Origin of the sequence: Micromonospora sediminicola (assembly GCF_900089585.1) — a bacterium.
GTDB lineage: Bacteria > Actinomycetota > Actinomycetes > Mycobacteriales > Micromonosporaceae > Micromonospora > Micromonospora sediminicola.
In genome coordinates this window covers 36,512-50,000 of sequence record NZ_FLRH01000004.1, presented here as the reverse complement: position 1 = coordinate 50,000, position 13,489 = coordinate 36,512, and the positions used below count along the sequence as shown (strand labels likewise).

Annotated in this window: 9 protein-coding genes and 2 rRNA genes (1 of these 11 only partly in view); 9 read left to right on the top strand and 2 right to left on the bottom strand. The window is 73.3% G+C overall.

Features of this window, described 5'->3' with window-relative positions; translation table 11 throughout:
• Both GA0070622_RS21625 and rrf read left to right on the top strand, forming a co-directional pair.
• Positions 1 to 2,119 (top strand): 23S ribosomal RNA (locus GA0070622_RS21625); it begins 991 nt to the left of the window's first position.
• A 73-nt stretch (positions 2,120 to 2,192) separates the two neighbouring features.
• Positions 2,193 to 2,309 (top strand): 5S ribosomal RNA (gene rrf, locus GA0070622_RS21620).
• Between the two features lie 93 nt (positions 2,310 to 2,402).
• Here rrf and GA0070622_RS32135 read toward each other — a convergent pair.
• Positions 2,403 to 4,172 carry a hypothetical protein gene (locus GA0070622_RS32135; RefSeq protein ID WP_141684612.1) on the bottom strand — a complete coding sequence of 590 codons (1,770 nt, stop codon included), beginning with the start codon at positions 4,170 to 4,172 and terminating at the stop codon, positions 2,403 to 2,405.
• Between GA0070622_RS32135 and GA0070622_RS21615 the strand changes: the two genes are divergently transcribed.
• Both GA0070622_RS21615 and GA0070622_RS21610 read left to right on the top strand, forming a co-directional pair.
• Entirely contained in the window at positions 4,089 to 5,156 is a 1,068-nt protein-coding gene (locus tag GA0070622_RS21615; protein WP_425412780.1) for a tetratricopeptide repeat protein, read from the top strand. The two genes, GA0070622_RS32135 and GA0070622_RS21615, sit on opposite strands and share 84 nt — an antisense overlap.
• A gap of 71 nt (positions 5,157 to 5,227) precedes the next feature.
• Entirely contained in the window at positions 5,228 to 6,223 is a 996-nt protein-coding gene (locus tag GA0070622_RS21610; RefSeq protein WP_176558875.1) for an HAD-IIA family hydrolase, read from the top strand.
• Positions 6,224 to 6,235: 12 nt separating this feature from the next.
• Here GA0070622_RS21610 and GA0070622_RS21605 read toward each other — a convergent pair whose 3' ends face one another.
• The gene (locus GA0070622_RS21605; protein ID WP_091577881.1) at positions 6,236 to 6,571 is read right to left on the bottom strand and encodes an SCP2 sterol-binding domain-containing protein; all 336 of its coding nucleotides are present in this window, start codon (positions 6,569 to 6,571) and stop codon (positions 6,236 to 6,238) included.
• A 112-nt stretch (positions 6,572 to 6,683) separates the two neighbouring features.
• On the opposite strand from GA0070622_RS21605, the gene GA0070622_RS21600 reads away from it, so the two are divergent.
• From GA0070622_RS21600 to GA0070622_RS21580, 5 genes are all read left to right on the top strand, one after another.
• The gene (locus GA0070622_RS21600; protein WP_091577879.1) at positions 6,684 to 7,259 is read left to right on the top strand and encodes a phasin family protein; all 576 of its coding nucleotides are present in this window, start codon (positions 6,684 to 6,686) and stop codon (positions 7,257 to 7,259) included.
• Positions 7,256 to 7,504 carry a hypothetical protein gene (locus tag GA0070622_RS21595; RefSeq protein WP_091577877.1) on the top strand — a complete coding sequence of 83 codons (249 nt, stop codon included), beginning with the start codon at positions 7,256 to 7,258 and terminating at the stop codon, positions 7,502 to 7,504. The genes GA0070622_RS21600 and GA0070622_RS21595 overlap by 4 nt, the downstream gene beginning before the upstream one ends.
• 22 nt (positions 7,505 to 7,526) lie before the next feature.
• Positions 7,527 to 8,375, top strand: coding sequence for a TlyA family RNA methyltransferase (locus GA0070622_RS21590; protein WP_091577874.1), 849 nt, complete (start codon positions 7,527 to 7,529; stop codon positions 8,373 to 8,375).
• Positions 8,372 to 9,256 carry an NAD kinase gene (locus GA0070622_RS21585; RefSeq protein ID WP_091577872.1) on the top strand — a complete coding sequence of 295 codons (885 nt, stop codon included), beginning with the start codon at positions 8,372 to 8,374 and terminating at the stop codon, positions 9,254 to 9,256. Before GA0070622_RS21590 ends, GA0070622_RS21585 begins: the two co-directional genes overlap by 4 nt.
• A gap of 463 nt (positions 9,257 to 9,719) precedes the next feature.
• Positions 9,720 to 13,451: a S8 family serine peptidase gene (locus GA0070622_RS21580; protein ID WP_091577870.1), complete on the top strand. Its 3,732-nt coding sequence runs from the start codon at positions 9,720 to 9,722 to the stop codon at positions 13,449 to 13,451.
• Positions 13,452 to 13,489: the final 38 nt, after the last annotated feature.

Below are 13,489 nucleotides of genomic sequence, written 5' to 3'. Positions count from 1 at the left end.
CCAAACTCCGAATGCCGGTAAGTGAGAGCGCGGCAGTGAGACTGCGGGGGATAAGCTTCGTAGTCGAGAGGGAAACAGCCCAGATCACCAGCTAAGGCCCCTAAGCGTGTGCTAAGTGGAAAAGGATGTGGGATCGCATAGACAACCAGGAGGTTGGCTTAGAAGCAGCCACCCTTTAAAGAGTGCGTAATAGCTCACTGGTCAAGTGGTTCCGCGCCGACAATGTAGCGGGGCTCAAGCACACCGCCGAAGCTGTGGCATTCACATTTCAACCTCGCTTGGACTTGATTCCTTGTGCAGGTGTGTGGATGGGTAGGGGAGCGTCGTGCCGGGGGTGAAGCAGCGGGGTGACCCAGCTGTGGACGCGGCACGAGTGAGAATGCAGGCATGAGTAGCGAAAGAAGGGTGAGAAACCCTTCCGCCGGATGACCAAGGGTTCCAGGGCCAGGCTAATCCGCCCTGGGTGAGTCGGGACCTAAGGCGAGGCCGAGAGGCGTAGTCGATGGACAACGGGTTGATATTCCCGTACCCGCGAAAGAGCGACCCTGATGAACCTCGTTGTGCTAACCATCCGAGCTGCCGGACGTCTTCGGACTGATGGTGGTGAGCGTGGGAACCTGGCGGGTAGTAGTCAAGCGATGGGGTGACGCAGGAAGGTAGCTGATCCCGGCCGGTGGTTGTGCCGGGGTAAGCGTGTAGGCCGTACCGTAGGCAAATCCGCGGTGCACATAGGCTGAGACGTGATGCCGAGCCGATTCAGGTGAAGTCAGTGATCCTATGCTGCCGAGAAAAGCCTCTAGCGAGTTCTTAGCGGCCCGTACCCCAAACCGACACAGGTGGTCAGGTAGAGAATACCGAGGCGATCGGGCGAACTGTGGTTAAGGAACTCGGCAAATTGCCCCCGTAACTTAGGGAGAAGGGGGGCCGGAGACGTGAAGCCCCGCGCGGGTGGAGCGTTGTATGGCCGCAGAGAGCAGGGGGAAGCGACTGTTTACTAAAAACACAGGTCCATGCGAAGAAGTAATTCGATGTATATGGACTGACGCCTGCCCGGTGCTGGAACGTTAAGGGGACCTGTTAGCTCTTCGGGGCGAAGCGGAGAACTTAAGCGCCAGTAAACGGCGGTGGTAACTATAACCATCCTAAGGTAGCGAAATTCCTTGTCGGGTAAGTTCCGACCTGCACGAATGGCGTAACGACTTCCCCACTGTCTCAACCACAGGCCCGGCGAAATTGCATTACGAGTAAAGATGCTCGTTACGCGCGGCAGGACGGAAAGACCCCGGGACCTTTACTATAGCTTGACATTGGTATCTGAATTAGCTTGTGTAGGATAGGTGGGAGCCGGTGAAGTCCATACGCCAGTATGGGTGGAGGCAATCTTGAAATACCACTCTGGTTGATTTGGGTATCTAACTTCGGACCGTTATCCGGTTCAGGGACAGTGTCTGGTGGGTAGTTTAACTGGGGCGGTTGCCTCCTAAAGGGTAACGGAGGCGCCCAAAGGTTCCCTCAGCCTGGTTGGCAATCAGGTGTTGAGTGCAAGTGCACAAGGGAGCTTGACTGTGAGACTGACAGGTCGAGCAGGGACGAAAGTCGGGACTAGTGATCCGGCACTGGCATGTGGAAGCGGTGTCGCTCAACGGATAAAAGGTACCCCGGGGATAACAGGCTGATCTTCCCCAAGAGTCCATATCGACGGGATGGTTTGGCACCTCGATGTCGGCTCGTCGCATCCTGGGGCTGTAGCAGGTCCCAAGGGTTGGGCTGTTCGCCCATTAAAGCGGTACGCGAGCTGGGTTTAGAACGTCGTGAGACAGTTCGGTCCCTATCCGCCGTGCGCGTAGGATACTTGAGAAGGGCTGTCCCTAGTACGAGAGGACCGGGACGGACGAACCTCTGGTGTGCCAGTTGTCCCGCCAGGGGCACGGCTGGTTAGCTACGTTCGGAAGGGATAACCGCTGAAAGCATCTAAGCGGGAAGCTCGCTTCAAGATGAGGTATCCCACCCACACTTGTGGGGTAAGGCCCCCAGCTAGACGACTGGGTTGATAGGCCGGAAATGTAAGCCCGGTAACGGGTTCAGTTGACCGGTACTAATAGGCCGAGGACTTGACTACCAAGCTGCTACGCGTCCACTGTGCAACTCTGAACAAACACCACCCATCGGGTTGGTTGACATGTTCATAGAGTTACGGCGGTCATGGCGGAGGGGAAACGCCCGGCAACATTCCGAACCCGGAAGCTAAGCCCTCCAGCGCCGATGGTACTGCACTCGGGAGGGTGTGGGAGAGTAGGACACCGCCGGACAATCTTTCAGTCGAGGGCCGCCCCAGCAGGGTCGGCCCTCGACTGCGTTAGCGTTACGGCGGAAACGCCATCAGGAAGGATGCACCTGTGAGTTCAGGACCGCAGGGCGGGGACCGGCCCCGCCGTCACGAGGACAGCGCCGACCGCGGCCGGGAGCGTAACGACGCCCGCCGCGACGACCGTCCTTCGTACCGGGGTGGCCGCGACGACCGCGCCGGCGGCTTCCGTGGTGGCGAGAACCGCGACGGCGGTTTCCGTCGCGACAGCCGGGCCGGCGGTGGCGAGCGTCGCGAGGGTGGCTTCCGCGGTGGGGACCGTGAGGGCGGCTTCCGTGGCGGTGACCGTCGTGAAGGCGGTTTCCGTAGGGGTGACCGCGACAACCGCCCCGGCGGCGGCGACCGTCGTGAGGGTGGCTTCCGTGGCGGGGACCGCGATGGCGGCTTCCGGGGTGGCGACCGTCGTGAGGGCGGCTTCCGCGGCGGCGACCGCGAGGGTGGTTTCCGCGGTGGTGAGCGTCGCGAGGGTGGTTTCCGTGGCGGTGACCGCGACAACCGGCCCGGCGGCGGCGACCGTCGCGAAGGTGGCTTCCGCGGTGGCGACCGCGAGGGTGGTTTCCGCGGTGGTGAGCGCCGCGAGGGCGGCTTCCGTGGCGGCGACCGTCGCGAGGGCGGCTTCCGCGGTGGCGACCGTCGCGAGGGCGGTTTCCGTGGGGGCGACCGCGACAACCGCCCCGGCGGCGGCGACCGCCGTGAGGGCGGCTTCCGTGGCGGCGACCGTGAGGGTGGTTTCCGGGGCGGCGACCGTCGCGAGGGCGGTTTCCGTGGCGGTGACCGCGAGGGTGGTTTCCGCGGTGGTGAGCGCCGCGAGGGCGGTTTCCGTGGCGGTGACCGCGACAACCGGCCCGGCGGCGGCGACCGTCGCGAAGGCGGCTTCCGGAGCGGTGACCGCGAGGGTGGTTTCCGCGGTGGCGACCGTCGTGAAGGCGGCTTCCGTGGCGGTGACCGTGAAGGTGGTTTCCGCGGCGGTGACCGTCGTGAAGGTGGTTTCCGTGGCGGTGACCGCGACAACCGGCCCGGCGGCGGCGACCGTCGCGAAGGCGGCTTCCGGAGCGGTGACCGCGAGGGTGGTTTCCGCGGTGGCGACCGTCGTGAAGGCGGCTTCCGTGGCGGTGACCGTGAAGGTGGTTTCCGCGGCGGTGACCGTCGTGAAGGTGGTTTCCGTGGCGGTGACCGCGACAACCGGCCCGGCGGCGGCGACCGTCGCGAAGGCGGCTTCCGGAGCGGTGACCGCGAGGGTGGTTTCCGCGGCGGTGACCGTCGCGAGGGTGGCTTCCGTGGCGGTGACCGTGAGGGTGGTTTCCGCGGCGGTGACCGTCGTGAAGGTGGTTTCCGTGGCGGTGACCGCGACAACCGGCCCGGCGGCGGCGACCGTCGCGAAGGCGGCTTCCGGAGCGGTGACCGCGAGGGTGGTTTCCGCGGCGGTGACCGTCGCGAGGGTGGCTTCCGTGGGGGTGACCGCGACAACCGGCCCGGCGGCGACCGTCGTGAGGGCGGCTTCCGCGGCGGCGAGCGTCGCGAGGGCGGCTACCGGGGCGGCGACCGCGACGGCGGCTTCCGTCGCGAGGACCGGGCCCCGGGTGGTTACCGGGGTGGGCGTGACGACCGGGGCGGGGAGCGTCGCGGCTACGAGGACCGGCCGGGCAACTACGGGCCGCAGCGTGAGCGTCAGGATGAGCGCGGCGAGGGGCGTACCGGCGAGGCGCCGGAACTGCCGGACGAGGTGGTCGCGAGTGACCTCGACTCGACCGTCCGCGCGGAGCTGCTCTCGCTCGCCAAGCCGGTCGCGGAGACGGTCGCCCGGCACCTGGTCGCGACCGGCCTGCTGATCGACGACGACCCGACGCTGGCGCTGGCGCACGCCATGGCGGCCCGCCGGCTCGCCTCGCGTATCTCCGCGGTGCGGGAGGCGGTCGGGCTGGCCGCGTACCACGCGGGGGAGTGGCAGACCGCCATCGCCGAGCTGCGGACGTACCACCGGATGAGTGGCCTGCAGAGTCACCTGGCGGTGCTGGCCGACTGCGAGCGGGCGCTGGGCCGGCCGGAACGGGCGATCGACCTGTTCCGTGGCGCGGACCGGGAGAAGCTCGACCAGGCCGTCGCCATCGAGCTGCTGATCGTCGCCGCCGGTGCCCGGGGCGACCTGGGGCAGAAGGACGCGGCCGTGGCGATGCTGCAGGTCCGCGAGCTGACCACCGACTCGCCCGAGCCGTGGACGGCGCGGCTGCGCTACGCGTACGCGGACGCGCTGCTCGCCGTGGGCCGACGTGAGGAGGCCCGGGAGTGGTTCTCCCGGGCGGCCGACGTCGACTCCGAGGGCGAGACCGACGCCGCCGAGCGGCTGCTGGAGCTCGACGGCGTGGTCATCGAGGGTGACGACGAGGACGACGAGCCGACGGACGACGCGGACGGCACCGGCCCGGCGGCCGCGCGCCCCGACGACGAGACCGACGCCGCCGACGACCACCTCGACGAAGACGAGGACGACGACCTGGACGACGAAGACGAGGACGACCTCGACGACGAGGACGACCTCGAGGACGACGAGGACGACCTCGAGGACGAAGACGAGGACGACGACGGCCTCGACGGCGACACCCGTCCGCGAGCCGACGGCGCCGACACGGCGGACGCCGGTGACGCGGCTCGGGCCGGTTACCGCGACCGCGACGCCGGCGACCTGGGCGACGACGAGCTGACCGACGCCGAGGCGGAGTCGCTCGCCGGTGACACCCCGCCCGCGTCCGGTGGCACGCCTGCCGGCGGTGACGAGGCGGCGGAGCGCCGGTGACAGCGCCCGCCGGGGACACCGCTTCCGGCGCGGACCGGGGTGCACCCGACCGTGCCGGGGCGGGCGGCCGGCTGGTCGACGGGTACGTCCTGGTCGTCTTCGACCTGGACGGGGTCATCTACCTGATCGACCGGCCCATCCCCGGCGCGGTCGAGGCGGTCGCCCGGCTGCACGACGAGGGGCGGGCGGTCGCGTACGCGACGAACAACGCCTCCCGCCGCTCCAGCGAGGTGGCCGACCTGCTCACCGGCATGGGCGTGCCGGCCCGGCCGACCGAGGTGCTCACCTCGGCGGCCGCCACCGCCGAACTGCTCCGGGACCGACTGCCGGCCGGCGCGCCGGTGCTGGTGGTCGGCGCGGAGGCGTTGCGGGCGGAGTTGCGCGCGGTGGGTCTGCGGCCGGTGTCCACGGCCGACGAGGAGCCCGCTGCCGTGGCCCAGGGGTACGGGCCGCAGGTGGGCTGGTCCGACCTGGCCGAGGCGTCCCTGGCCGTCCGCGCGGGCGCGCCCTGGTACGCCACCAACACCGACCGGACGCTGCCCAGCCCGCGCGGACCGCTGCCCGGCAACGGCTCGCTGGTGGCGGTGCTGCGCACCGCGCTCAACCGGGATCCCGACGTGGTGGTGGGCAAGCCGGAGCCGGCGCTGTTCACCACCGCCGCCCGGCGTGCCGGCAGCGGGCGGACCCTGGTGGTGGGGGACCGGCTCGACACCGACATCGAGGGTGCCCGTCGGGCCGGGCTGGACAGCCTGCTGGTGCTCACCGGGGTCAGCGACGCCGCCGAGCTGCTGGCCGCGCCGGAGTCGCGCCGGCCGGCGTACGTCTCTTTCGACCTGGCGGGGCTCTTCGACCCGGCGGCCGTGGTGGCGGTGCCCGGCCGGCCGGACGCCGGCGGCTGGTCGGTGACCGTGACCGGCGGGGAGCTGGTCCTCGACGGTGCGGGACGGCCGCTGGACGCGCTCGCGGCGCTGTGCGCGGTGGCCTGGTCGACGTCGGTCGACCCGCGCGTGCGGGCCGGCTCGGCGCAGGCGGCGGAGGCGCTCGCCGCGTTCGGTCTCGACGGCTGAGCCGCCGGCCGCTCAGAGCAGCTTGCGGAGCTTCATCAGGTCGAACGGGTTGGCCTTGATGGAGACCCGCCGGGACGCCATCGCCGACATGATGTCGAGCCTGCCGTGCACCAGGGCGACCAGGTCGTCACTGCCGGTGCTCAGCGCGATCTTGGCCTTCGGGTCGTCGCCGTCGGCGAGGTCGACCAGCCGGCCGCCCTCCAGCCGACCGTGGAAGGCGGTGCCCAGGTCGGTGATCCGGCAGGCCAGGGTGCGGTCGAGGTCGATCTTCCCCTGCGCCTCGGCGTGCTGGTCCAGCCGGGTCGCCAGGTCCTGCAACGCCTGCCGGCACTCGTCCACGCTGGCCACATCGTCTCCTCACCACGAGCCACGCCGTTTCCCGGCACCGTACCGCAATGGGACGTCCCAGGCGCCCGGTAGCGTGGCACCTGCACACCTCGCCCCGCGGAAGGACTCAGGCATGCAGGACGCGTGGCGCGCCTACCTCGAGCTGGCCATGGGCCTGACGGAGGCGCCCCGGAAGAAGGCGCAGGACGCGGTGATGCGCGTCGTCGGCCAGGGTGGCGCGACGGCCGCGCAGCTCCAGTCCCTCGCCGAGGAACTGGTCGCGACCGGCCTGTCGAACCGGGAGGCGCTGACCAAGCTGGTGCGTTTCGAGGTGGACCGGGCACTCGGCGCGGTCGGCCTGGCCACCGCCGACGAGGTCGCCGAGCTGACCCGGCGGGTGCACGACCTGGAACGGCAGCTGCGCGAGGCCCGCACCGTCCCGGCCGGCGCGGGCCCCGAGCGGCCCACGCCGTCGAGCGGCGCGTCGACCGAGCCCGCGCCGTCGGGGGCCGAGCCGCCGGAGGTCGCGCCGACCGGAGCGGCGCCGGCCCCGGCGCCGTCCAAGGCGGTCGTGAAGAAGGCAGTGGCCAAGAAGGCGATCGCGCGCAAGCCGGCCGCCACCGTGGCGCGCACACCGGCCGAGGACTCGCCCGCCGCCCCGGTGCGGCCGGCGAAGAAGACCACCGGGCGCCGGGCGGCCGACTCGTGAGCGCGCCCTTCCGCCCGGGTCCGCCTCCCGGGCCGCGCCCCGGCCCGCCCGCGCGCCCCGGCCCGCCGCCCGGTGTCCGCCCGGCGCCGGTCGAGGAGGTCGGCGAGGCCCGGCACCCGGCGGTCGACGCCGCGGTGCGGGGCATGGCCAACGCCGAGGCGCTCGCCCCGGCCGACCAGATCGCGCAGTACGAGGCGGCGTACGAGACGCTGCGCGAGACGCTCGCCAGCATCGACCAGGCCTGAGCAGAGGCGGAGAACCACACCGATGGCTCGTCGTACCCGGCTGGACGCCGAACTCGTCCGGCGTGGCCTGGCCCGCTCCCGCGAGCAGGCCGCCGCGCTGGTGGAGGCCGGTCGCGTGCAGCTGCGCGGAGTGCCGGCCCGCAAGGCCGCCGCCATGGTCGACCCGGCTGACCCGCTGCTGGTCACCGGCGAGGACCCGACCGAGGACTACGTCTCCCGGGGCGGTCACAAGCTGGCCGGCGCGCTCGCCGCGTTCGCCCCGGGCGGGCTGACCGTGACCGGCCGGCGCTGCCTGGACGCGGGCGCCTCCACCGGCGGCTTCACCGACGTGCTGCTGCGCGCCGGCGCCGCCGAGGTGGTCGCCGTCGACGTCGGCTACGGGCAGCTCGCCTGGCCGCTGCGCACCGACGAGCGGGTCCGGGTGTTCGAGCGCACGAACGTGCGTACCCTCACGCCGGAGGCGATCGGCGGGCCGGTCGACCTGACGGTGGCCGATCTGTCGTTCATCTCACTGCGTCTGGTGCTGCCGGCGCTGGCCGGCTGCACCGGCCCCGACGGCGACCTGGCGCTGATGGTCAAGCCGCAGTTCGAGGTCGGCAAGGAGCGGGTCGGCGCCGGCGGCGTGGTGCGCGACCCGGCGCTGCGGGCCGAGGCGGTGCTCGACGTCGCCGCGGCCGCCGCGCGGCTCGGCCTCGGGCTGGCCGACGTGGCGGCCAGCCCGCTGCCCGGGCCGAGCGGCAACGTCGAGTTCTTCGTATGGTTGCGCCGGGGCGCGCCCGCCGCCGATCCCGACCGGGTCCGCGCGGTGGTGGCCGCCGGCCCGCAGGGAGCCGCCGCGACGGCGGCCACGACCGAGGAGGTGTCCGGATGAGCCGTACCGCGCTGCTGGTGACCCACACCGGCCGTCGACGCAGCACCGAGCACGCCCGGTCCGTGGCCGCCGACCTGATCGCGGCCGGGTTCGAGGTGCGGGTCGTGGCCGAGGAGGCCGACGACCTGGACCTGCCCGGCGTGGTGCCGGTGACCGGCCCGGAGGCGGCCGAGGGCGCGGAGATCGTCTTCGCGCTCGGCGGGGACGGCACGTTCCTGCGCGCCGCCGAGCTGGCCCGCCCGGCGAAGGCGCCGCTGCTCGGCATCAACCTGGGCAAGGTCGGCTTCCTCGCCGAGGCGGAGATCGACGACCTGGACACCGCGGTGCGCGACGTGGTCGGGCGCAACTACACAGTGGACGAGCGGCTCACCCTCGACGTGACCGCCGAGTTCGACGGCGGGCCGACCATCGAGTCGTGGGCGCTCAACGAGATCAGCGTGGAGAAGGGCGAACGCGCCCAGATGCTGGAGCTGCTCGTCGACGTGGACGGCCGGCCGCTGTCGCGCTACGGCTGCGACGGCGTGGTCTGCGCGACCCCGACCGGCTCCACGGCGTACGCGTTCTCCGGCGGCGGCCCGGTGGTCTGGCCGGAGGTGGAGGCGCTGCTGCTGGTGCCGATCAGCGCGCACGCGTTGTTCAGCCGTCCGCTGGTCACCGCGCCGACGTCCACGTTCGCCATCACGGTCGACCCGTTCACCACGCTCGCGGTGCTCTGCTGCGACGGTCGGCGGGTCTACGACCTGCCGCCGGGCGCCCGGGTCACCGTGCGGCGGGGCGCGTTGCCGGTGCGCATCGTCCGGCTGCGGGCGCGTCCGTTCACCGACCGGCTGGTGGCCAAGTTCGACCTGCCCGTGCAGGGCTGGCGCGGCAACCGGCGCTGATCGGCCGCTCAGAACCGGCCGGCTCCGGCCCGGCGCGCGTTACCGTGGGCGCACGGGTCACGTCGAGGTGAGTCCGGGCACGGCGGTGAGGCCCGCCGGTTCCCGGACGCGTGACCCGGTGGTCGCGGGCCCGACCAGGGGGTGGTCGGTCCGCGACGGTCGGGGCGCCGGAGCGTTCGCGGCCGGGACACGGCGGGTGGACCGGCGCGCCGCGCCCGGTCGGGTGTCGACCCCGGTCGGGCCGACAGCTCGTCGAGCCGCCGCCGGAGGAAGCGGCGGCGCACGAGCTGGGGCGACGACGCGACGTCCGGCGCCCCGACCACCCATCCGGGCCGTGCCGTGTCCACCTGGCGACATGTCGCCGGTGCGGCGGCCCGTACCCGGTGACCGGGCGGTGCGCGCCGTCGCAGACTCCGATCGCCGGCCTCACGGGGCCGGCCTCGGAGTAGATGGAGCACATCGCATGCACCGGTTCCCCCGCTGGCTCACCGCCGGCGCGGTCGGCGCGTTGGTGGTCGGGCTCGCCGTACCGGCGTCCGCCGACCCGCCCGCCCGACCCGCGGGCCCGTCCCCGGGCACACCCGCCCCGGGCGCGGCGCCCGCCCGCGTCACCCTGATCACCGGCGACCGGGTCGAGCTGGTCCGGGCTGCGCCCGGCCGGATCGCCGCCACGGTCCACCCCGGTCCGGGACGCGACCGGATCGTCTTCCAGACCACGCAGGTCGACGGCGGGCTGCGGGTGCTGCCCGCCGACGTGGTGCCGTACCTGTCCGCCGGGGTGCTCGACCCGGACCTGTTCGACGTGCAGGAGCTGGTCGAGCAGGGGTACGGCGACACCGGCTCGGCCGCGCTGCCGCTGATCGTGCGCTACCGGGACCCGGCCGCCGGTCGGGTGCGGGCGCTCGCCGGCGCCACCGAGGCCCGTCCGTTGGCGAGCATCAACGGCGCCGCGCTGCGGGTCGGCAAGGGCGACCTCGGCGCGCTGTGGACGTCGCTGCGGGGCACGGCGCCGGCCCGGGTCGCCGGCGACGGGCCGGCCCGGCTCGGGGCCGGGGTGGAACGGGTCTGGCTGGACGGGCGGGCCCGGGTGGCGCTGGAGCACAGCGTGCCGCAGATCGGCGCGCCGGCCGCGTGGGCGGCCGGTCGGGACGGCGCCGGGGTGCGGGTGGCGGTGCTCGACACCGGCGTGGACGCGGGGCACCCCGACCTGGCCGGTCGGATCGCCGAGGCACGGGACTTCACCGGCGGCGGCAGCGCTCGCGACGGACACGGGCACGGCACGCACGTGGCGGCCACCGTCGCCGGCAGCGGCGCCGCCTCCGGCGGCCTGCGCAAGGGTGTGGCGCCGGGAGCGCGGCTGCTGGTCGGCAAGGTGCTCGACGACTCCGGCTCCGGCTACGACTCCGGCATCATCGCCGGCATGGAGTGGGCCGCGCACTCCGGGGCCAAGGTGATCAGCATGAGTCTCGGCGGCGCGCCGACCGACGGCACCGACCCGATGAGCCAGGCGGTCAACGACCTCACCGCCGCCACCGGGGCGCTGTTCGTGGTCGCGGCCGGCAACGAGGGCACGGCCCGCAGCGTCGGCTCGCCGGGCGCGGCGAGCGCCGCGCTGACCGTCGGCGCGGTGGACCGTGACGACGCGCTGGCCGACTTCTCCAGCCGCGGCCCGCGGCTGGGCGACAACGGACTGAAGCCGGAGATCACCGCGCCGGGCGTCGGGATCGTCGCCGCGCGGGCCGAGGGCACCGCCATGGGCGCGCCGGTGGACGCCGCCTACACCCGGGCGTCGGGCACCTCGATGGCCACGCCGCACGTGGCCGGCGCGGCGGCCGTGCTCGCCCAGGAGCACCCCGACTGGACTCCGGCGCAGCTCAAGGACGCGCTGGTGAGCACCGCGAAGCTGACCGCCGGGCCGACCGTGTTCGAGCAGGGCGGCGGGCGGGTCGACGTGGCCCGGGCGCTGGGTCAGCGGGTGTACGGCACCGCCACCGCCGACTTCGGCCGGCTGGCCACCGGCGCGCCGGCGGCGACGCGGACCGTGCGCTACGTCAACGGCACGGCGACCGCGCAGACGCTGCGGCTGGCGCTGGACCTGCGCAACCTGGACAGTGGCACGGCCGAGGCGGACGGGGTGACGTTCGACGGCGGCGCGGTGACGGTGCCGGCCGGTGGCGGCGTGGACGTGCCGCTGCGGGCCGACCCGGCGCGGCTGGACCGGGGTCCGTACGGCGGGTGGCTGACCGCGACCGGGACCGACGGGGTGAGCGTGCGGACGGTGGTCGGGCTCACCCTCAGCGGCCCGCAGCACACCGTGACGCTGCGCGCGCTGGACATGGCCGGCCGGCCGGGGCCGGCGCCGGTGGTGACGCTGTTCGGCGAGCACCCGGAGTCCGACGCGCTGGGCTGGCTCGGCGGCGGGGACTGGCAGGTCCAGGTGGAGGAGGGCCCGTACCTGCTCCAGGCGCTGATCGAGCACGGCGCGCCGCTGGACGAGCAGCTCACCCTGGTCACCGACCCGGAGCTGACGGTGGACCGGGACCTCACCGTGGTGCTGGACCCGCGGCGCGGCACGCCGGTGCGGATCGAGACCCCGCGCCCGGCCGAGCAGCGGGCCACGCTGAGCTTCTACGAGCACCGGGTCTTCGGCAACGGCCGGCAGGTCGACCACGGGGTGATGGCGTTCAGCACGGTGCAGCAGCTGAACGTCACGCCGACCCGGCCGGTGCGTCGGGGCGAGTTCGAGTTCTCCTCCCGCTGGCAGCTGGTGGCGCCGATGGTGGACATCCGCGTACCCGGGGTGTCCGGGCCGCTGGACGTCAACCTGATGGGTCAGTCGCCGGCCCCGGCCGGTCGGCAGCGGCTGCGCCTGGTGGCGGCCGGCACCGGCACCCCGGCCGAGCTGGCCGGCGCGCGGGGAGCGGCGGCGCTGCTCACCACCGCCGAGGACCGGTCCGAGGAGGAGCAGGTGGCCGCCGCCGCGGCGGCCGGGGTGGCGGCCGTGCTGATCGTGCGGCCCGCGGACCGCAGCGCGTGGACGGTCTGGCGGCCCACCGGCGACCGGTTGCCGGTGGCGGCACTGGCCGTGGCGTACGACGACGGGCAGCGGCTGCTCGCCGCCGTCCGGACCGGGCGGGCCCGGCTGGACCTCACGCTGACCGTGGACAGCCCGTACCTCTACGACGTGTTCCAGGTGTCGCGGGGCCGGGTGCCGGAGCGGATCACGCACCGGGTCACCGCCGGCAACACCGCCGAGGTGACCGCCCGTTACGGCGACACCGGCGGGCTGGACTGGTCGACCGAGCAGCGGTTCGCGTGGCGGCCCTGGCAGGAGTTCTCCTGGAACGACGACCAGCGGATGGTGCGCACCGGGACCACCCGGCAGGAGTTCGTCAGCGCCGGTGACTCGTGGTGGCAGCACCGGGTCCTGCACCGGCTGATGTTCGCCAACTGGGGGCAGCTCAACGGCGGTCTGGACGCCGCGCCCCGGCGGTACGCCGGGACCGACCGGACGGTCGAGACGTGGTACGCGCCGCTGGTGCGTCCGGCCGTGCCGGCCGGCGTCGGGGTGTCCGCGCCGAGCCGGACCGGGGACACGCTCGACCTGCGGCTGGCCGAGTTCGTCGACGCGGACGGGCACGCCGGGGCCGCCGGGTACGCCGAGGAGCAGGACACCGTCACCCGCCGGGTCAGCCGGGACGGGCAGCCGATCGCCGACCTCTCCGCCGGCTGGGCGCCGGTGCCGACCACACCCGGTCGGGCCCGCTACCGGCTGGACGTGACCACCGCCCGGTCGTCGCCGGAGTGGCGGTGGGCCACCCGCACCGAGACGGCGTGGGAGTTCACCTCGGCCCGCCCGGCCGGGGACGCGGCCCGGCCGCTGCCGCTGCTCCAGGTCGACTACCGGGTCCCGGCCGACCTGCGCGGCGAGGTGTCCGGCCGGCGTCCGCACGCGGTCGGCCTGACGCTGCGGCAGCCGGCCGGCCTGCCCGCGCCGACGGGCCTGCGGGTACGGGTCGAGGTCTCCCTCGACGGCGGGCACACCTGGCGGACGGCGGCGGTGCGGGGCGCCGGTGCCCGGTTCACCGTCGAGGTGCCGGCCGGGCGGGGCGCGGTGTCGCTGCGCGTCCGCGCGTCCGACCGGGCCGGCAGCACGGTGACGCAGACCGTGTACGACGCGTACGGGCTGCGCTGAACCGGTCGGGGCGGGACGGCTCTGGGGACCGTCCCGCC

Bases quoted from the DNA above. Each gene is read 5' to 3' on its own strand.
- GA0070622_RS21585 (WP_091577872.1), top strand. From the start codon at position 8,372: ATGAGCCGTACCGCGCTGCTGGTGACCCACACCGGCCGTCGACGCAGC.
- GA0070622_RS21590 (WP_091577874.1), top strand. From the start codon at position 7,527: ATGGCTCGTCGTACCCGGCTGGACGCCGAACTCGTCCGGCGTGGCCTG.
- GA0070622_RS21600 (WP_091577879.1), top strand. From the start codon at position 6,684: ATGCAGGACGCGTGGCGCGCCTACCTCGAGCTGGCCATGGGCCTGACG.
- GA0070622_RS21580 (WP_091577870.1), top strand. From the start codon at position 9,720: ATGCACCGGTTCCCCCGCTGGCTCACCGCCGGCGCGGTCGGCGCGTTG.